The sequence below is a fragment of the Pedobacter gandavensis genome, assembly GCF_032677645.1.
Taxonomy (GTDB): domain Bacteria; phylum Bacteroidota; class Bacteroidia; order Sphingobacteriales; family Sphingobacteriaceae; genus Pedobacter; species Pedobacter gandavensis_A.
The window spans coordinates 15,502-35,052 of record NZ_JAVTSB010000011.1 but is presented as its reverse complement, the minus strand read 5'-3'; the positions used below and the strand labels follow the sequence as shown (position 1 = coordinate 35,052).

Below are 19,551 nucleotides of genomic sequence, written 5' to 3'. Positions count from 1 at the left end.
ATCAATTAAAGGCCAATGTTTACGCCCACTGTCCATACTTTTTGTTGAGGGTAATAAGAACCGCGTCCATCTGGTGCTTCAGGGTCCATGTATTTGATTTTATCCGCGGTAAATACGTTTTGACCAGAGATGTATAATCTCGCTCTGCGGATTCCAATTCTTTCCGTTAATTCTTTGTCAAAGGTATAGCCAAGGTCAAAGTTTTTCAACCTGATATACGTGGCATCTTTAAGCCAGAAAGTAGAGGTTTTCTGATTATTAGTACTTCCTGAAATGATGGTAGAAGGGTATTTTCCTGGAATCCATGCACTATTAGGGTCGTAAATATCAGCCCTGTGCCAGCGATCTTCAAACATCGCATAGGTATTGGCGTTATTATACATTGGGTTTTGTAATTCCCCGTCGAAATAGGCGTTAAAATTAGTTGCTCCCTGGAATAGTAAAGAGAAATCGAAGCCTTTATAACCTACACTTAAGTTCAGACCATAGAAAACTTCTGGTGTATTACCTCTTCCGATAATTGTGATATCTGAATCATCGATCACACCATCGCCATTCACATCCTGATAACGGATATCACCAGGTAAGAGGGTTTGATTTCCTTTTTCATCTTGTACCGGGGCATTATTGATTTCTTCCTGCGACTGGAACTGGCCGCTAGCTATGTAACCACGATAAAGGTTGTTCCAGCGATCGGTACCATTGTTTTTCCAATTGAGTAAGGAGTTACTCGAAGGTGCTCTTTCCTGATATCCGTTTTTAGTACGTGTGAAAGATACATTTGGCGAAACCATGTATTGCCAATCGCCAATGGTATTTTTATGCGTGATTAAGAGCTCAAAACCACGGGTATTGTCGCCATTAAGGTTTTCCTGTGGTAAATTAGCACCAAAAGTATTCGGCAGACTTAAAGTACGGTAAGCTAGTAATCCTGTTCTTTTGCGGTAAAAAACATCCACTTCCGCGCTTAGTAAACCTTTCCAAAGGGAAATATCGACCCCAAGGTTCATAGTGGTAGAATTAAACCAGGTTAACAATGGATTGGCCAGACCTTTATCAGATAACCCGGGAATCAGACTGCTACCAAACAGGTAATTGCCGTTTGGATAATTAAATCCGTTTAGGTACTGGAATGGAAAAATGTAATTACTTCCAATTGTTGGATCATCGCCACCATCATCGCCCACTTTACCCCATGAGGCACGGATTTTCAGGTTGTCAATGGCCTTAAATTGTTTCATAAATGGTTCTTCACTGATTCTCCATCCTGCGGATACATTGGGGAAGAAACCATAGCGTTCAGCTGGCGCAAATTTGTAAGTACCATCGTACCTGAAGCCAAACTCTACTAAATATTTACCAGCATAATCGTAATTCACTTTTCCTACATAGCCTAATCTGGCGATTTGTGCAGAAGATCCGTCGTTGTTTTGATTCTGTGCAACTCCGGCAAATAGTTCATCAATGTTATCCAATAAGAATTCTCGGGAGGCTTCGAAATCAGACAAGATGTTTTCCTGACTTTCAAACAAAGCTAATGCCGATAAGTTATGCTTCGTTCCCAGTGTTTTTTTGTAGTTCAACTGAAACTGAAACACCTGCTTATCATTCTGTGCGGTACGTAGAAACAACTTATTCGGATCATTCCCTACATAGGCTACGTTGTATTTATCCGTTGCCGCATCGTATTTATAAAGGTTGTATTTCTTGGTGTAATTCTTAATATCGCGGTCTTCATTCTGATATGAAAACATCCCTTTAGCACTTAAACCCTGGATAAAAGGAACATCATACACTAAGGATAAAATTCCCGAAAAGAATTTCTTTTTGTCGGTCGCATAACCAGAATTATCTTTATCCATCAGGAACACCGTGTTCTGGTGCGCATTGTTAGGTGGCGCAAAATAATCTTTATTGTTATTCGCGTAAATTGGGAAGGTTGGGAAAGACCTTTGAATACCACTGATCAGCGTTCCTGCACCTATTCCCGGATAAGAACGATCTTCCAGACGCCCGCCAAGGTTTAGTTCAGCAGTTAGGTTTTTACCAATTTTAGCATTGATATTACTACGGAAATTGTAGCGTTTAAAGTTGGTATCCTCACTTTTCCAGATCCCACCCTGGTTTAAATAACCAACGTTGAAAAAGTATTTCACTTCTTCTGTTCCACCGTCCACATTGACGTTATGGTAAGATTGTGGTGAATTTTTACGGATAGATGAGCCAAACCAGTCGGTACTTGGCAACTCGCCACTTTTATATTGCTCTACCACTTCCCTTGAAAAAGGTAAAGATAGCGTGGTGCCCGGGTTGTTGTTTTTGATCCAGGTGTTAACTGCTGCCTCATTAGACAATTCCGAAAACAAGGCTGCATCAGCCAGTTCCGGATAAGTAGCAATTCGCTGAATTCCCTGATAAGTGCTGTAATTGATGCTCGTTTTGCCTGGTGTTCCCTTTTTGGTGGTCACCAATACTACACCATTTGCGGCACGTACTCCGTAAACGGCTGCCGAAGCATCCTTCAGGATGGTAAAACTTTCTATTTCATTGGGATCCAGTTGTGAAAAGTCTGAGGGCACCCCATCCACAATCACCAGGGCATTTCCTAATCCCCTGATGTCGATTCCGCTGGCATCCTGCCCTGGTTCTCCACTACGTTGTGTTGCTCTAAGACCTGGTAATCGTCCTACAAGCGCATTGCTGATGTTTGCCACAGGCGATTTCACCAGCTCTTTACCTTTAATCGTAGCTACAGATCCGGTAACAGATACTTTTTTCTGTGTACCATAGCCCACTACAACCACATCATCGAGTTGGTTGTTTTCTTCGGCCAGGATTACGTTTAACGTAGTTTTCGTACCAACAGGGACTTCTTTGCTTACATATCCTACCATGCTAAATACCAAAATATCGCCTGGTGTAGTATTTAGCTTGAAGGCTCCGTTGCCATCTGTACTGGTTCCATTGCCACTCTTATTTTTTACCGATACGGAAACACCTGGTAATGGCTGTCCCTTGTCGTCTTTAACAATACCCTGTACAATGGCAAAAGTAAGGTTAGATTTTTTGTACGGTGCTTTTAGGAGGGAAAAACCGGGTGGTTTAGTCGCATGAAAATCAGCGTAACCCTGCTGATTTAATAACTGCATCGCGATCAACAAAGCAGTACCCTTTAAGATGGGTATTTTTTTCTTCATAGAAATTTAATTTGGTTAGTTGGTTTAGTATAACGTTTTAACGCTGAAATTTTAAGCATTTTCGTTAGAACCAAGGTATACGTATTTCTATTTTCTCAAAATAATTTAACCGCACAACCGTTTGCGCTAAATTCAAAAACACAGCACCCAACTAACTAAGTTTCAGCTAAGAAAACCTCATTTTCACCTCGCTAAATCAATTAATTGGATTTTTTACTCTTAATAGGTTTAAGTCGGCGTTAAGGCGATTAATCAGGCCACACAAACGTTTGATATGATCAATGAAGGGAGAATTCAGATAAAAAATAATAATATTCCACAAAACTGGTATATTCGTGGCAATTATGGGTTACGCAAAAGAAAGAGGAAAGCTGGAGAAGCTATCAGGAAAAATTGTTGGTCTGGATATTTATAATGAGAAAAACTTCGCTATTCTCGTTGACAGCCATGAAAAATACTCGCATACAATCAGAATTCTAAAGAATAAAGAACCTGAATTGTTTATGGAGTTATATACTAATGAACTACAGGAACTAAAAGGCGTTAGAAACGCTGTGAAAGAAAGTGAAACTGATGAAGCTCGTCAGGCGAATTTCTTACTATATAGAGATACGATTGTACGTATCATGGGTAAAACCATTGATATTACGAAACAAACCAACTAATTTGGTTTAAAAAGTATAAGTTGAGCCCCGGAGAAATCCGGGGCTTGTTGGTTTAAGGGTATTTGACGTTTGCGTTTTTCAGACTGACATTTGTTTCTCAGGCTGATATTTACTTTGGGTGGTCCAGTTGAGGTTTATGTTATTGATAACCTTCATTCTGACTAAACTCCCCTTTATTACTTACCGCATCGATTTGTGTTCTTGGGATTGGTCTCGCAAGATTAAAATCTTTGATGTTCAATGCGTTTGGATTGTAGGCTTTTACACGTTCCAGCAGTTTTCCGGTTCTTTTCAGATCGAACCACCGGATTTGTTCTCCGGCAAATTCCCTTCCACGTTCATCGAGGATAAAATCGAGGGTCATTTGCGCTGCACTAACCTGCATTGCGGCAACTTTACCTGCTTTTGCAGCTCTGGTTCTGAGTACGTTGATGTATTTAGCGGCATTATCGGGGTCTTGTAATTGCAGGGATGCTTCTGCAGCAATCAGGTATAATTCTGCAAGGCGGATCACGAAAACATCGCGGGCACTTTGGGCCTCATTGATACTGCTTCTGGTAGGATCATCAAACTTACTCAAAGTAACATAATGCAACTGGTCTTTTACGGTTCCATCCGTATTATAAACCGCGTTACGGTCGTAGATTTTATACAATTTACCAGTTGGGGCATAGACTTTTTTTGTTGCAAAAATAGCAGTATCTCCTACTTTCATTCCGGCAGGTCTGGTGGTTCCATTGGCATACCATACGGTTTTAAAAGAACCTTCATAACGTGCATCATCATCCGTAAATAAATCCAGTAAAAAGCGGGTAGGCATATAGCGGTCAAAAGGTCTTCCATTGATGATATCGCGTAACATTCCCGGCTGATCGTCGTACTTCATGGCAAACAACATGTGACTACTGTTGCTGCCTCTGCTATGTCCTAATGGGTTTAAAATAGGATCAATAAGGTCATTTAAAGAGAGATTCGTAGAGTAGTTTACAGCATAAATCACCTCTTTATTTTTCAGATTTGCCATTTTCCACAGGTCTCCATAAGCAGGCAATAGCGAGAAGCCATAGGCACCGTCGATCACATTGAGCGCCATTTCTTTTGCTTCTTTATATTTCTTTTGGGTCAGGTACATCCTTGCCAATAGTGCTTGTGCCGCTGGTTTTGTAGCCCTGCCATAATCTTTGGTGCTTGCTGGCAAATTGGCTACCGCGAATAATAAATCCTCCAAAATCTGTTTATTGAAGGTTTCTACAGGCGTTTTATTTGCGGTTGTGGTTACGCCTTTAGTTTCATCCAGGGTAAAATGCACCCCTCCCCAGGATTCCACAATGTGCCAGTTGTAAAACGCCCGGAGGAATTTAAGTTCTCCTTCTCTGATGGCCTTTGTAGCTGGATCCAGACCGGCACCAGCAATCTTATTGATCCCTGCATTGCATAAATTTACCGCGGTATAGAGTTGCTGCCATTCTGTGGTGATCGCCACATTTGTGCCTTGCAGATTGATATATTGCGTTAAATCGGTGGTCACATCACCTGCACCACTCATCCAAAGGTCAGTTCCCATTTCTGCCATTCCATACCCTTCTTCTTTCCCATACCACCATCGCTGATAAGAATACGCGGCATTCACCAGGGTTTCGAAACCTGCCGGCGTAGTGAATACGCTTTCTGCCGTGATTCCGGAAAGATTCTCTTCATTTAACATCTTTTTACAGGACGACAAGGCCGCCAGTCCGCTAAAAATGATTAGTCCTTTAATTATATGATTTTTCATGATCTATCTTATTTGTGGATAATAATTCTGTTTAAAAGCTGGCATTCAGGCCAAACGTCCAGAGCTTCGTCATTGGCGCACCTTCTGATCCACCTCTTTCCGGATCATATTCTTTTAGCAGTTTTGATTTGGTATAGGTAAAAGGGTTTCTTGCAGTTGCATAGAATCTCATGCTTTTCACAAAACTCTTTTCAAGTTTAAGTTTTGGAATGGTATAACCGAGGGTAATATTCCTGATTCTCAGGAAAGAGCCATCTTCATAACCCAGACTGGTAGAATACAAAGTGGAAGCCAGAGAAGTGTTTTTATTTGGTCTCGGATAGGCGTTTGTTGCATTTTCCGGAGTCCAGTAATCGATGATCGTTGAGCTGTTGTTCACACCCTGTGGATCATAGCGACGTAGAAAATCTGCGTACACCATTTGCCCCATTCTTGCATAGATAAACACGTTTAAGTCCCATGCTTTATAGGTAAAAGTATTTTCTAAGCCGCCACTCCAATCAGGACGGTTGGTTCCTAAGATGGTACGGTCGTTGGTACCATCAATTTTACCATCACCATTCAGATCTCTCACTTTGATATCCCCTGGTTTTTGTCCGTATTTTGTGGCTTCGGCAGCTTCTTCAGTTTGCCAGATACCGATCTTTTCATAGTCGTAATAAGATTGAATCGGAGAACCTACAAACCAGGCATTTTGTACGTCTGCCTGAGCGCCGCCAGCCAGTTCGATGATACGTTCTTTGTTTCTGCTGAAACTAAGGGCACTGGTCCATTGAAAGTTTTCGCCGATGATATTTTTAGAGGACACATAGATTTCCAATCCCCTGTTACCGGTTTTAGCGACATTCTGAATCACGCTGCTCAGACCTGTGGAGGTTGGCAAACTTCTGTTCAGGAGTAAATCATAGGTCTTAGAGTCATAATAATCGACTGTTGCAGAGATTCTGTTTTTGAGGAAGGAGATTTCCAGTCCAATATCGCTGGTCTTGGTTTTTTCCCAGGTCAGCTGCGTATTTCCTGTTCTTGGCGAATACGTATAGGCTGGTGCCGCGGTATCATCATAAGCAAATGCAATTTTCGACAAGGTGCTTTCTGTAGAATACGGGCTGATGTTGTCACTGCCCGCAATCCCGTAACTGTACTTTATTTTCAGGTCGCTGATGACTTTATTGTCTTTCAGAAACGCTTCATCGCTGACTCTCCAGGCTACCGCTCCCGAAGGGAAGAAAGCCCATTTATTACCCGCTGCCAGCTTGGAAGAACCATCTGTACGTCCGGTTAAGGTAAGCAGGTATTTTCCTTTGAACGCATAGTTTAAGCGCCCCGCAAAGGAAACCAGGTTGTTCATGGTGTAAGCAGTGGTTACCGCCTGATTGATGGTATTACCGAGGCCATAAAACAGCTGGGATTTGAGCAATTGATTCTCACCGGAGGCGTTCACATTATCCCCCCTGTTGAACAGTAAACTGTTGATGCCGGTTAAGGTAAAAGCATGGTCTTTGATTTGCTTGTTATAGGTCACAAAGTTTTCAATATTGATCAAATGTCCGTTAGAAGCACCATAAGTTGCTTTTGGATTGGAACCATTACGATCCAGAGAATAACGATCTGCATAAGTACCGATGCGTTCCATATTTAGGTTTGCGCCAAGGTTTGAGCGGATCACCAGCCCCTCCAATGGTTTTAACTCCATGTATGCCGATAAAATTGTGCGGTTAATGACCGATTCGCTGGTATAAATATCCGGTTGTTCATCCGCTAGTGGATTTACAAATGTTCCAAAAAGCGGGTAAAACATGAATTTTCCGGCATCATCATAAATTGTTCCTAATGGCGCTACTTTATTGGCCTGGTTTAAGGGATCTCTACGATTTTCCTGCTCATAATGGGTAAACTGAGCCTGTAATCCAGTGGTGAATATTTTACCTATAGATTGGTCTATGTTTAAACGAGCCGAATAGCGATCCGACTTGTCTTTCTTTAACACACCTTTCTCATTCATATAATCTAAAGAGAAGTAAACCTTCGTTTTTTCCGTACCAGCGCGAACGCCGATTTGATGATCCTGCTGATGGCCATCATGGAAAAGCAGGTCCTGGTAATCCAGAAACTGATTGTTCTGAATGGCTGAGTATTCCGCGGTATTAAAAATCTTAGCATCATCAGCTGGAGTAGCCCAGGTTCCTGTAGCACGGTTTGCCTCTCTTTTAAGCGCAATATATTGTCCTGCATCCATTACAGATGGGTATCTGGACACTTTAGAAACACCGTAATAGGAATTGAAAGAGATGGTTGCTTCTCCGCTGATTCCTTTTTTAGTGGTGATGAGGATCACACCATTCGCTCCTCTTGAACCGTAAATTGCAGTAGAGGAAGCATCTTTCAGGATGTCCATAGAAGCAATATCGTTTGGGTTTAAATCCTGAATACTAGGGTATTGCACACCATCCACAATGATTAACGGACCGTTTCCGGCAGAAATGGAGCGCGTTCCACGGATATTGATGTTTACCCCCGAAGAAGCAGATCCGCTATTTCTGGTAATGTCTACCCCGGGAACTTTCCCCTGAATAGACTCTAATGGGTTGGCAGAAGGCACTTTGGCAATCTCATCGCCTTTAACGGAAACTACAGAACCCGTCAGGTCTCGCTTTTTTACCGTCCCATAGCCCACCACCACCACCTCATTCAGGTCGTTTTGTTCAGGTGTTAATTTAATATTCAGATTGGTTTGCTTACCTGCACTGACTTCCTGTTTTTGAAAGCCGACATAGTTTAGCACGAGAATGGGGTTGGAAACGTTTGCAGGAATACTTAAATTAAATTTCCCATTGGCATCGGTACTTGTCCCGCGGGTACTTCCCTTCAGCTGAACGCTTACGCCGATCAGTGTTTCCCCGGTTTTGGCATCGGACACCTGGCCCGAAATTTTGCGGTCCTGGGCGTACAGTGAACTGCATAAAAGACACAGCACGGCCAGTGTTAAATAGAATTTGCTCATTATATTTGGTTAGGTTAATTTCTTTCGTCCTTAAAACAAGTCTACAAAGAATCAAACACCAAAATTTAAAACGGAGGAAATAAAACTGTGCAATCGTTCCCGAAACAGGTGAAACAGAATACGTTAAAGATTTTAAACTGAAAAGGGCCATCATGAAGACGGCCCTTTTCAGTTCTTTTATAAAAAGACTACTTTGATTTTGCTTTCAAAAGATCTAGTTCTTTCTTTAAAAGATCAATCTGTGCTTGTTGTTCTTTGATCGCAGCGACCAATACAGGGATCAGACTTTCGGCCTGAACCTCACTGTATTTCACCACTTTAGAATCATTTTTCCCGGCATTATATTGCTTAGAAACTTCGGCTACCATTTCCGGAAATTCAGGGAGCACATTGCTCACCAGAAAACCATATTGGGCACCTGCCGGAAGCTCCAGATAATTGAACTTTTTAGTGTCGTACTGAAAGGTAACGGGTTCAAGATTCTTCAATTGCTGTGTTGAATTGGCAATCTTGTCTACGTTAACTTTTAGTTCTTTTTCATTGATTTTTTGTGCGCTCGCACTCATTGCAAAGGCTGTCAAGACAAGCCCAAATGCAGCGGTTTTAATTAACATTTGACGTTTCATGATTTTAAATTTTAATTAAAAAATTTACATTGTTATTCTTCAGACCAATTTCTTGATCTTTCTACTGCTTTTTTCCAGTAGTGAAGGTAAGTTTTAGCCTGGTCTTTTTCCATGGCAGGCTCAAATTTCTTCTCTATATTCCATTGTTTCTTGATCTCCTCTACGCTACTCCAATAGCCAACAGCAAGACCAGCAAGATAGGCTGCACCAAGCGCTGTAGTTTCCAGAATTTTAGGTCTGACTACATCGCTGCCAAAAATATCTGCCTGAAACTGCATTAATGCGTTATTTTCTACCGCTCCGCCATCTACTCTTAATTCTGTAGATTTCTTTCCGGAATCGGATTCCATACTTTTCAAAAGATCATTTACCTGGAAAGCGATGCCTTCCAATGCCGCACGTGCGATGTGTGCTGCGGTGGTTCCTCTGGTAATACCAAAGATCGAACCGCGTGCATATTGATCCCAGTAAGGAGCACCTAAACCGGTAAGCGCAGGCACGAAATAAACGCCACCATTGTCTTTCACCGAAGCGGATAAGGTTTCACTTTCTGCAGAAGTTCTGATGATCCCAAGACCATCGCGCAACCATTGAATCGCTGCTCCACCCACAAAAACACTACCTTCTAAAGCATAAGTTACTTTATCATTGATTTTCCAGGCTACGGTTGTCAACAAGTTGTTTTTGGAGAATACTGGCTTCTGACCGGTATTCATCAACATAAAGCAACCAGTGCCATAAGTGTTTTTAGTCATCCCTTCGTCTACACACATCTGACCGAATAATGCGGCCTGCTGATCTCCGGCGATTCCTGCAATAGGGATTTTAGAGGCGAAAAGTGTGGTTACAGTATTTCCGTAGACCTCAGAACTTTGTCTTACTTCCGGTAACATACTTTCAGGAATGGTTAGCAATTCTAATAATTCTTTATCCCATTCCATGGTATTGATGTTGAACATTAAAGTTCTGCTGGCATTGGAAACGTCGGTAATGTGCATCGCACCACGGGTAAATTTCCAAACCAACCAGCTGTCTACCGTACCGAAGCAAAGTTCTCCGCGTTCTGCTCTTTCCCTTACTCCTTTAACGTTATCCAGCATCCATTTCACCTTAGTTCCGGAGAAATAAGCATCAATGACAAGCCCTGTTTTTTTCTTTATCTTATCTGTCCAGCCTTGTTCTTTAAGCTCGTCACAATATTTTGAAGTACGTCTGTCTTGCCAAACGATAGCGTTGTATACTGGAATTCCGGTTTCTCTATCCCATACAATCGTCGTTTCCCTTTGATTGGTGATTCCGATTGCAGCGATATTTAATCCGTTTAAATCAGACTTAGCAATTACTTCTGCCGCGACAGAAGATTGCGAGTACCAGATTTCATTTGCATCATGCTCTACCCAACCTGGTTGCGGAAAGAATTGCTCAAATGGTTTCTGCGCTACAGCAACGATCTCTCCATCATGGTTAAAGATAATGGCACGGGAACTCGTTGTTCCCTGATCGAGGGCTAGAATGAATTTTTGATCTGGCTCCATTTTATATAAATGATTAGAATTTAAATTTTAAATTAATTTGTGCCTGTTATGCTATGTCGCTTAGAATATGGTGTAGGTTTTAGCCAGATTTTTGAAATCTTCAACTTCCTGCGCTACCCATGCCTGATCGCGTTTCAGCTCTTCAGCAATGATTCTTGCCACTTCTGGTGCAGCTTCAATCGCGGCTTTTACATCCAGGAATAACAACCTGAAACGACGGCCTACTACATCTTCTACCTTACGGGCATATTCATTTCTAACTGCCCATACCACCATTGCTTTCGTATATGGGTAGGCTGGAACCAGCCTTTCCTGAAGAGAAGGATTTTCCTTAATCAGGTTATTAATACCTTCCAGATCAGTTCCATAGAAATGAAGCGGATCTGATTTATCAGGTGTGGCAACATAACCATGAATGTGAAGTTCTTCAGTTTTACATGGTTTTGCCGGTAAATATCCTTTTTCAATCGCTTTATCTACCGTATCCTGGGCCATCCTTCTAAAGGTAGTCCATTTACCACCGGTAATCGTGATCATTGCTGAATCCGATACGATGATCTTATGACTTCTGGAAATTTCCTTAGTTTTTGATCCTTCCTGTTTTGGGGCTGCCAATGGGCGTAAGCCAGCAAAAACAGCCAGTACATCTGCACGGGTTGGCTTTTTTCTAAAGTATTTTGCTGCTGTAGAAAGGATAAATTCGATCTCCTGATCTAATGCCTGAGGCTCCAGTTCCGGGTGATCTCTTAAAGTATCGGTTGTTCCTACAATTAGTTTATCATGCCATGGTACGGCAAATAATACCCTTCCATCATCAGTTTCAGGAATCATCAAGGCATTATCACCTTCCATGAAAGAACGGTCAAGGGTAATGTGTACTCCCTGACTTGGGCGTACCAAATGTGGTGCTTCTGGTTTATCCATTTTCAGGATATTATCTACATATACGCCGGTTGCATTGATCACTACCTTAGCAAGGACGTCATAAGTCTGACCGGTTTCAATATCTTTCACTTTCACACCGTTTACTTTCTTATTGCTATCTTTAAGTAAACCTTCTACTTTCATATAGTTTAACACGGTGGCACCGTTTTCGATAGCCGTCTGTGCGATGTTTAATGCCAGTCGGGTATCATCAAACTGTCCGTCATGGTAAACTACGCCACCTTTCAATCCTTCTCTTTTAATTGAAGGTAATGCGGCAATTGTTTTTTCTTTATTGATATATTTAGAAGAACCAAGGCTTAATTTGCCCGCTAAAAGGTCATAGAATTTCAATCCTATGGTATATTTCACATTATCGAACCAGGTGTAGTTTGGAATCACAAATGTTTCATTTTTTGTCAGGTGAGGTGCATTTTTCAACAACAGTCCCCTTTCATGACATGCTTCACGCACCAGGCCAAGATCGCCCTGCGCCATATACCGAACACCGCCATGCACTAACTTGGTCGCTTTACTGGATGTTCCTTTGGCAAAATCTGCCTGTTCCACTAATAAGGTTTTATAACCACGTGTAGCGGCATCCATTGCAATACCCAAACCTGTAGCCCCCCCGCCAATGATGACTACGTCCCATTTTTCGCCGGTTGCTAAATTTTGTATCAATTTAAGTCTGTCCATAGTAGAAGCTTTTAACAAAATGAAACTTTCAATTAGTTTCGTTTTCTTTCACAAATTTGTCTTTTTATAGTTTTAATTCCAAATTATTATCTTGTTTTTTTCGGGCAGGGTTTGTTAAATTACATAGAATTGAACAATCGCATAAAAAATTACCTGCGCTTTACACAATTGGTGAAGGCAGTCAGGCATAAATCGTAATGTTGGTTAAGAGGATAATGAAGAAGAGTGCCAATTTGTTTGGTACAGGCCGGTATTTCTGGTAAATTATTTTCTGACTGCATTGTTTTAGTGGTTTTAAAGGAGATGAAAGTAGGCAATTCGCTGCTGATCCTGGTAAGTATCTCCTGGATTAATCGTTGCTTGTGCTATAAAGAAGCCTCATCCCAGCTCCTTACCACAACAATTGATCTTTTTCTGCAAAAATATTTCAACTGTATTTCAACGGGTTACGAAAATTATTTAATTATCATTCACTTTTTTAGGGGGAAGGCATACAGATTAAAGAAAAATTTCTATCTTTGCACTCCCGAAACAAGGGAACATAATTGATTCCGTAGCTCAGCTGGTAGAGCATTACACTTTTAATGTAGTGGTCCTGGGTTCGAATCCCAGCGGGATCACAGAAAGGCTTAGAGAAATCTAAGCCTTTGTTGTTTAAACCCTGTTTATCATACGATAAACAGGGTTTTTTCAATTTTATAGGATTCCAAAATCTACTTAAAATTCAGTCATAATCGGTGAGTTACCCGGTGAGTAAGCTGAAGATTCCCTAACTCACCGAATAAAAGAGCTAACACACTGATATTAAACAGCCCAAATAGAACAACCTTACTCCTATCCTAATTCTCCCTCAATATATCGTAACCAGCCTTCCATAATATTCTGTTTAGCAGCATTAGGCTGCCACTACCAAGATTTATCACTGATTTTAACTGCTTCATAGAATATTTTTCTACAAAAAAAGTGACCGTTATATCATCTACCGATGTAAACGGTGTTTTTTGATAGGAGATTTCGAACTCTAAAAAACACTTTATTGGATTAACCAACCGGTCGGTAGCATTTTCTATTAGCAGTTCTAATATCCTTCTACCTCCAGCATGATTTTTATTGATTTTCTGCTCAATTCTGGTTTCTACTCCCTTTTTTTCTAACTGAAGCTGAAAAAGGTCAACTTTTGCCAGCGCCTCCAGATATTCCTCTTTATTTATCATATCCACTACAGTTGATTATTAATATGTTCCTAATTTTAAGCAAGCCCTGATATCGGGCTTACTCTGGTTCAGTAAAATCAAGATCCTTATCGTGCGTTTCGGGAACAGTAAGGATGCAATAAAACCCTATACCAAAACAGATTACTCCCAATAGAGCAGCGGCATCCAGCTCCTGCACATGAGGTTTGAGATAAGCATAAAATGTAGTCATCAGTATGACCGTACCACGTACCATATTTGGAATTGTGGTAGCGGCAGTCGCACGCACATTCGTACCAAATTGTTCTGCCCCAATGGTCACAAACATAGCCCAATAACCTATCCCAAAGCCTAGCCACAGACACATCATGTAAAGCCCTTCTGCAGTCTGAATGCCCGCATACAGGTAAACTATCGTTCCAAAGAGGGTAAAAAGCATCATGATGGCTACCGCCTTTTTTCGCGAGGAGAGATAGTAACTGAATACCCCGCTGACCAAATCGCCCACTGCAAGCCCAATGTAACACCACATTACTGCAAGTCCCGGTTTCACTTCTTCAGTAATTCCCAGGGCCAGCCCAAATTCATTACTAAAGGTGGCCAGGATACCGATTACGTACCAGGTAGGCAGGCCGATTCCTATACATTTTAAATAAAGTTTTAAGCGCCTGGCATTAGTGAAAAACGATAAGAAATCGCCCTTCTTCAGATCGCTTTTTTCGGCCATATGCTTAAACATCCCTGACTCAAAAACACCTATCCTTAAGAACAAAAGCAAAATACCCAGGCCACCACCGGCAAAGTAAGCATAGCGCCAGCTAAAAATTTCTACCGTAAAGTATGCAGCCACTGCGCCCAGGAGCCCTACCCCAGCCACTACTGAGGTGCCAATTCCTCTTAACCTTTTCGGCAGGCTTTCTGAGACCAATGTAATCCCTGCGCCAAGTTCTCCAGCTAAACCAATTCCTGCAACAAAGCGAAGTATTTTATACATGGTCACATCCTGTACAAATCCACAGGCAAAATTGGCTATCGAATAAGTAATAATAGAGCCGAATAAAACAGAGAGCCTTCCCTTTTTATCACCTAAAATACCCCATAAAATCCCACCCAGGAGCAGTCCGCTCATTTGCCAGTTTAAAATACTGGCTCCTTCAATTGATATTTCGGCCTCATTCAATCCCAGATCGATTAAACTGGGTATCCTTACTATTCCGAAGAGCAAAAGATCGTATATATCTACAAAATACCCGAGTGCGGCTACAATCACAGGAGCACTTAATAGGTACTGCCATGCTTTTTTATTTTCGTTAACCATCATTTCCTTACTGATCAATGAATTTTAAGATAAACTCACTATTGTTAAAGGTCGCCGGAGCTGGAGAAATCCCATTAGAAGATAGTGGTTTGGCCGATTGCGGCCTGGTGCTGAATGTAGCAAGTGGTGGTGCTGCAAAAAGAAGAGATAGCTTTCTCGTCATCATAATATGTATTTGGTTTATAGGTTTATTGTCCAGATTAATTTCTGTTATTTTCAAATGTTGGACAGTAATCTAAATTTAGCACGACTTGATGCGAAACCCTATCTTTGGGTTATACAATCCCAAACCAATATATTGATCAACACATACACCTACAAAACAGGCAGTTACAACAACCAGAAAACAACTTTGTACAATCCAATGCTTTTCAGGAAGCTGGATAACTACTGTAAAAAGCAGCGATGAAATTTGGAAAATAAGTATATCGACTAACGCGACTGGTACTACCTTAAGATTATGGATGTTTTTTGCCCGCCCTTCACTTATTATAACTCCAGTTTATTTTTGATCAACGCATATTTCGGGGCTGATAAAAATTAATACGAACCAGCTATTGTCGTTTTATTTACCGCCACAACCTCCATTACAGCCAGGGCCAGGAGGGATTGATAGGGAGTAACCACCTTCCATGAGAAAAGGCAGCCAATAATTGACAAATATGGACTTATAGGATAATATGGTGGCAATAAGGCATTATAGCCACCATTGCTTCAGGATTTCCTTTTTTCCACTTTCTATAATGCTAAAATTTGGCGCCATGTGACTTAACGCAACATCTAACCAGCCATATTTGCAATATTTTTGTGCAACATTGAACTCAGCAGTACCAATATCAAAGTCACAATTTGAAGCCGGCACACGATAATCACCCCAATTACATTTTTTCTCGATTTTTGCCCCATATCTTTTCCATATCCCCACAAAAGCGTTATTGAAATAACCATCTGATTCAATATTCATATCATCATAAGTGATTTCATTCTCTTTGTTTACATACCATTTAGTTTTGACAACCCCATAAAAAGCACCCACGTGTTTTTGGCTTTTATCCTCGAAAAACTCATACTTTGCCGTTAAAAGTCCTTGAGTTTTTATCCCCTTATCTTTAAATTCATTATCCAGGCCAAACCTGGTCCTTCTGGATTCTTTTATTTCCTTGATGGTTATCTTTCCATTAAAATCACAAACATTCTCTTTAACACTTGATTTCCCCTTAACTAGATACTCATTTGCATTATCCGGATTCTTTACAACTGTCAAAATCTTAATCAGGATTCTTTGATGCTCATCTCCAATTATCCCATAAACCAACCTATTGTCCGTTTTCAGCCATAGGTTCGAGAAATTATAGCTTCTGAAGTATTGCGTTTTGTCCACAGGAATGAGCTCTTCTTTGTTCATAATATCAGTTCTACATAGATATTGTGCCCTTAAATCAATAGAGAAAAACAAGAAGATGAGGATAATTTTATATTTCATATTTTAGAATAATCGTAAATATTGACTCCACTATTGCATTTGCAGCTAAATTATATTAAAAAAGGTAATCCATCAAACAGAGAGACGAACAGCTTAAAAACAACAGCCAATCACTGATAAATTTCAATAAATAACGAGACTATTTTTCTAATAAATAAACTAACTTTAATTTTTCTCCTTAAAAGTCTTTCAAAAGTCATGATGAACAAATCTGCTCTCTTCATAGTTTTATTGATAACGCTCTCCTATTTTAGTTCAGCGGCACCTGCCTTCAGTTATTCCAAACAAAAAATAACCATTGATTATGAAGCTGCAGAGGAATTGATCAGATTAACCAATTTAAAGACCATCAGCGATGAGGAGCTATCCCGGTTCGCCTCCATTTATGGAAACAAACTGCTGATCAAAAAAACCAGCGGCTCCACTGGTGGTACTGAGGAAGTTTTCAAAAAAACGCTTAAAGAGATGATCACTACAGGTGCGGTTAATGGAGCTGATCCCTACAATTGGGAGAAAGTACGCATGGAGCTCCCGAATACAAAAAAACTGATTGCCTACCTAAAGCTTAACAAGGATGCATTTACGACCGAAATAGAGAACCGTATCGGCTACTACACCCCTGCTACACTTCCAACACAAGAGCTTCGAGCCTGTCTTTTACTTGGTGGAACTGCTACAGGGTTCGTGATTGGAGATGACGGGACTTTCTGTGTTGCCCTACAGCATTTTGGGACTGATTTTGAAGGACTTAAAACCATTATGGTGCACGAGCTTTACCATGCCGTTCAGCAGGCTGGTCAAAATTTGAGAAAGAAAACCTTAACGGATAAACCCAACTATAACACGAAGGCTACTTATTTCCTGATCTATAACCTTTGGTCGGAGGGTACGGCTGAAAATTTAGGTGACTTTAGCCTGATTAGCAATCCAGCTGAATACTCGAAAAAACAGCAGGAAAATCAAAAGAAAAACAATGAAAGGTTATTGGCGAATTTTAGACTGACAGAAATGATGATCTATAAAATGTATACCGACACGAATGCAAGGTATTCATCTGTTTATGCCATTGGCTTCAGTCCGGTTTACGAAGAGGTCAGCTATTCTGTTGGCGCAGAGATGGCCAGAAAGCTTGAACACTTTTTAGGAAAGGAAGCCCTGGCGGAAATGGTAATTCAAGATCCACTTGATTTTATCACCAGTTACATTAAGCTCTACCAGGAGCATCCTAAAGAAGTGCCCTATCACTTTGACAAAAGCACTGAAGTAATTATTGAAAAACTAGTTACCTGGAGGAACAGGATATAACAAAACTATTTTTTATCGCTTTGCTGATATTTTTCAAAAGCATCCTTTGACACTTTTTCTCCCTGGAGGTAATAGCTTTCGAAAAGAATGCTTCCATCAGGTTTGTACATGTGCGAAACGCCATGTCTTTTTCCGTTTTCAAATGTTGAATCCATACTTTTTTTACCCAACATATAGGTTGTCGATAGACCGTTTTGTAAATCGTCTTTATAATTGTTTTCAGTCATGATTTTACCCGCATTATAAACACGGTAAACACCGTTTCGCTGATCATTTTCGTAATTAGCCTCGGTAGTCAGCTGATCGCCGGAATAGGTTAAAGACAAGCCATTTTTTTTACCCGCCTTATAAGCTGATTTATTGACGAGTTTGCCCGCATTGTACATTTCGCTGATGCCATCTTGCCTGCCGTCTTTATATTCCTGAGCTAACCAAACGCGGTTCTCACTGTCGTAATTTTCTTTTAAACCGTTACGTACCCCATTTTTATAATGCAGTTTACATTCCATTCTTCCGCCCTGCGCGTACCAAAAGGCATCGCCTGTAATGAGCCCGTTTTTAATAGTATACAAAGCAAAACTACCTGCATCTAATGGGATTTTATATTGGCCCTCCAACAGTTTCCCATTTAAGGAGAGTACCATTTTGGAGCTATCAGTATTATAGGTTTTCAGCAAGTGCTTCCATTGAATCTCTTCAGGAAGTTGCGCAAAAAGATTTGTACTCAGACCAAGAAAAACAAAGGTACAGCTGAGTTTTAAGATGATTTTTTGATGATTTTTCATATTTCTTATAAGCCTAAGGTACATCAAAAATAGTAAGTTGATCGCTTATTCAATTCCTTTTACCTTCATTGGTAAAGTATAAATCGCTTCACGGGCAGTAATGAACAACACATCCTTATCTCTTCCTGAAAAACAGAGGTTACTTGGTCCATGAGGAACCTTAATCCGAGCAATCATTTGCCCTTTATCATTAAAAATCAACACCCCGTTACGGGCCGTTAAATAAATATTTCCTTTTTCGTCTAAGGTCATCCCATCCGAGCCATACTCCATCAGGAATTGCTTTCCGACTAGATCGCCATTGCTTTCAATTGAATATCGGTACGTTTTACCTGCCCCGATATCGGCGACATACAAAGACTTTCCATCAGCTGTCCCAACAATACCATTTGGTCTGATCATCCCATCAGCAACACGTCTTGCCTGCTTTGCCCCTTTCGGGAGATAGTAAACATCGTTGCTACTCAAATCACCGGCAGTTCTTGTCCAATAATCACGTTTATAATAAGGATCTGTAAAATAGATCTCTCCTTTGGTATTGATCCAAAGATCATTCGGACCGTTAAATTGTTTTCCTTCAAAATCTGCGAGTAACACCTTTATTTTTCCATTGGGTTTTATAGCCCACAACTCTCCATTTATATCAGCACAGGCCACCAGATTCCCTTTCGGATCGAAATATGTTCCGTTAGCTCTCCCGGATTTATCAAGGAATACCGACAACTTTCCCGCTGTACTATATTTCCAGATTTTATCATTTGGCTGATCCGTAAAGAAAACATTTCCTTCTTTGTCCGGAGAACATCCCTCTGTAAAGCTGAAATCACTGGCAATCAATTTAAGTTCGTCCTGAACGAAAAGGTTTGCAGTACCCGGATCCACTTCCTGCGCATATAGAAAAGAAGAACAACACCACAGCAAGAGTATTAAGTTAAGCTTACAAATTTTCATAGGAAAGGGTTTACCCTCAAATTTAGAAAAAACTATCAATTAGTTTATTTACGTTTCAGCTCAGACCATAGTCTACGCAAAAACAAAAAAGAGAA

General features: G+C 40.7%; 14 protein-coding genes and 1 tRNA gene. 3 read left to right on the top strand and 12 right to left on the bottom strand.

The window, feature by feature from the left end; all coding sequences use genetic code 11:
* Positions 1 to 5 precede the first annotated feature (5 nt).
* Positions 6 to 3,197, bottom strand: coding sequence for a TonB-dependent receptor (locus tag R2Q66_RS18010; protein ID WP_316751583.1), 3,192 nt, complete (start codon positions 3,195 to 3,197; stop codon positions 6 to 8).
* A 344-nt stretch (positions 3,198 to 3,541) separates the two neighbouring features.
* Between R2Q66_RS18010 and R2Q66_RS18005 the strand changes: the two genes are divergently transcribed.
* On the top strand, positions 3,542 to 3,862 hold the full coding sequence (locus R2Q66_RS18005; protein WP_316751580.1) for a hypothetical protein: 321 nt from the start codon (positions 3,542 to 3,544) through the stop codon (positions 3,860 to 3,862).
* Positions 3,863 to 4,001: 139 nt separating this feature from the next.
* Here the strand turns inward: R2Q66_RS18005 and R2Q66_RS18000 are convergent, their stop codons facing one another.
* From R2Q66_RS18000 to R2Q66_RS17980, 5 genes are all read right to left on the bottom strand, one after another.
* Positions 4,002 to 5,636: a RagB/SusD family nutrient uptake outer membrane protein gene (locus R2Q66_RS18000; protein WP_316751578.1), complete on the bottom strand. Its 1,635-nt coding sequence runs from the start codon at positions 5,634 to 5,636 to the stop codon at positions 4,002 to 4,004.
* Positions 5,637 to 5,667: 31 nt separating this feature from the next.
* Positions 5,668 to 8,637: a TonB-dependent receptor gene (locus R2Q66_RS17995; RefSeq protein ID WP_316751576.1), complete on the bottom strand. Its 2,970-nt coding sequence runs from the start codon at positions 8,635 to 8,637 to the stop codon at positions 5,668 to 5,670.
* 188 nt (positions 8,638 to 8,825) lie between these two features.
* Positions 8,826 to 9,263: a tail fiber domain-containing protein gene (locus tag R2Q66_RS17990; RefSeq protein WP_316751575.1), complete on the bottom strand. Its 438-nt coding sequence runs from the start codon at positions 9,261 to 9,263 to the stop codon at positions 8,826 to 8,828.
* Between the two features lie 32 nt (positions 9,264 to 9,295).
* Complete coding sequence (gene glpK, locus R2Q66_RS17985; RefSeq protein WP_316751572.1) at positions 9,296 to 10,798, bottom strand: glycerol kinase GlpK; 1,503 nt, start codon at positions 10,796 to 10,798, stop codon at positions 9,296 to 9,298.
* Positions 10,799 to 10,858: 60 nt separating this feature from the next.
* Positions 10,859 to 12,421 carry a glycerol-3-phosphate dehydrogenase/oxidase gene (locus R2Q66_RS17980; RefSeq protein WP_316751571.1) on the bottom strand — a complete coding sequence of 521 codons (1,563 nt, stop codon included), beginning with the start codon at positions 12,419 to 12,421 and terminating at the stop codon, positions 10,859 to 10,861.
* 547 nt (positions 12,422 to 12,968) lie between these two features.
* Here R2Q66_RS17980 and R2Q66_RS17975 point away from each other — a divergent pair.
* Positions 12,969 to 13,041: transfer RNA gene (locus tag R2Q66_RS17975), tRNA-Lys, on the top strand.
* Positions 13,042 to 13,260: 219 nt separating this feature from the next.
* On the opposite strand, the gene R2Q66_RS17970 is transcribed toward R2Q66_RS17975, so the two are convergent.
* The 4 genes from R2Q66_RS17970 to R2Q66_RS17955 all read right to left on the bottom strand — a co-directional run bounded on the left by R2Q66_RS17970 (position 13,261) and on the right by R2Q66_RS17955 (position 16,415).
* Positions 13,261 to 13,635 carry a hypothetical protein gene (locus R2Q66_RS17970; protein ID WP_316751569.1) on the bottom strand — a complete coding sequence of 125 codons (375 nt, stop codon included), beginning with the start codon at positions 13,633 to 13,635 and terminating at the stop codon, positions 13,261 to 13,263.
* Between the two features lie 58 nt (positions 13,636 to 13,693).
* The gene (locus tag R2Q66_RS17965; protein WP_316751567.1) at positions 13,694 to 14,935 is read right to left on the bottom strand and encodes an MFS transporter; all 1,242 of its coding nucleotides are present in this window, start codon (positions 14,933 to 14,935) and stop codon (positions 13,694 to 13,696) included.
* 4 nt (positions 14,936 to 14,939) lie between these two features.
* The gene (locus tag R2Q66_RS17960; RefSeq protein WP_316751564.1) at positions 14,940 to 15,098 is read right to left on the bottom strand and encodes a hypothetical protein; all 159 of its coding nucleotides are present in this window, start codon (positions 15,096 to 15,098) and stop codon (positions 14,940 to 14,942) included.
* 531 nt (positions 15,099 to 15,629) lie between these two features.
* Positions 15,630 to 16,415 carry a hypothetical protein gene (locus R2Q66_RS17955; RefSeq protein ID WP_316751562.1) on the bottom strand — a complete coding sequence of 262 codons (786 nt, stop codon included), beginning with the start codon at positions 16,413 to 16,415 and terminating at the stop codon, positions 15,630 to 15,632.
* 198 nt (positions 16,416 to 16,613) lie between these two features.
* Here R2Q66_RS17955 and R2Q66_RS17950 point away from each other — a divergent pair, with 198 nt between their 5' ends.
* A complete protein-coding gene (locus tag R2Q66_RS17950; protein WP_316751561.1) occupies positions 16,614 to 17,720 on the top strand; it encodes a DUF5700 domain-containing putative Zn-dependent protease in 1,107 nt (368 codons plus the stop codon).
* A 5-nt stretch (positions 17,721 to 17,725) separates the two neighbouring features.
* On the opposite strand, the gene R2Q66_RS17945 is transcribed toward R2Q66_RS17950, so the two are convergent.
* Together R2Q66_RS17945 and R2Q66_RS17940 are read right to left on the bottom strand one after the other, a co-directional pair.
* Entirely contained in the window at positions 17,726 to 18,505 is a 780-nt protein-coding gene (locus R2Q66_RS17945; protein WP_316751559.1) for a toxin-antitoxin system YwqK family antitoxin, read from the bottom strand.
* A 45-nt stretch (positions 18,506 to 18,550) separates the two neighbouring features.
* Positions 18,551 to 19,456, bottom strand: coding sequence for an SMP-30/gluconolactonase/LRE family protein (locus R2Q66_RS17940; RefSeq protein WP_316751557.1), 906 nt, complete (start codon positions 19,454 to 19,456; stop codon positions 18,551 to 18,553).
* Between the last annotated feature and the right edge of the window lie 95 nt (positions 19,457 to 19,551).

Bases quoted from the DNA above. Each gene is read 5' to 3' on its own strand.
- R2Q66_RS18010 (WP_316751583.1), bottom strand. From the start codon at position 3,197: ATGAAGAAAAAAATACCCATCTTAAAGGGTACTGCTTTGTTGATCGCG.
- R2Q66_RS18005 (WP_316751580.1), top strand. From the start codon at position 3,542: ATGGGTTACGCAAAAGAAAGAGGAAAGCTGGAGAAGCTATCAGGAAAA.
- R2Q66_RS18000 (WP_316751578.1), bottom strand. From the start codon at position 5,636: ATGAAAAATCATATAATTAAAGGACTAATCATTTTTAGCGGACTGGCG.
- R2Q66_RS17995 (WP_316751576.1), bottom strand. From the start codon at position 8,637: ATGAGCAAATTCTATTTAACACTGGCCGTGCTGTGTCTTTTATGCAGT.
- R2Q66_RS17990 (WP_316751575.1), bottom strand. From the start codon at position 9,263: ATGAAACGTCAAATGTTAATTAAAACCGCTGCATTTGGGCTTGTCTTG.
- glpK (WP_316751572.1), bottom strand. From the start codon at position 10,798: ATGGAGCCAGATCAAAAATTCATTCTAGCCCTCGATCAGGGAACAACG.
- R2Q66_RS17980 (WP_316751571.1), bottom strand. From the start codon at position 12,421: ATGGACAGACTTAAATTGATACAAAATTTAGCAACCGGCGAAAAATGG.
- R2Q66_RS17970 (WP_316751569.1), bottom strand. From the start codon at position 13,635: ATGATAAATAAAGAGGAATATCTGGAGGCGCTGGCAAAAGTTGACCTT.
- R2Q66_RS17965 (WP_316751567.1), bottom strand. From the start codon at position 14,935: ATGATGGTTAACGAAAATAAAAAAGCATGGCAGTACCTATTAAGTGCT.
- R2Q66_RS17960 (WP_316751564.1), bottom strand. From the start codon at position 15,098: ATGATGACGAGAAAGCTATCTCTTCTTTTTGCAGCACCACCACTTGCT.
- R2Q66_RS17955 (WP_316751562.1), bottom strand. From the start codon at position 16,415: ATGAAATATAAAATTATCCTCATCTTCTTGTTTTTCTCTATTGATTTA.
- R2Q66_RS17950 (WP_316751561.1), top strand. From the start codon at position 16,614: ATGATGAACAAATCTGCTCTCTTCATAGTTTTATTGATAACGCTCTCC.
- R2Q66_RS17945 (WP_316751559.1), bottom strand. From the start codon at position 18,505: ATGAAAAATCATCAAAAAATCATCTTAAAACTCAGCTGTACCTTTGTT.
- R2Q66_RS17940 (WP_316751557.1), bottom strand. From the start codon at position 19,456: ATGAAAATTTGTAAGCTTAACTTAATACTCTTGCTGTGGTGTTGTTCT.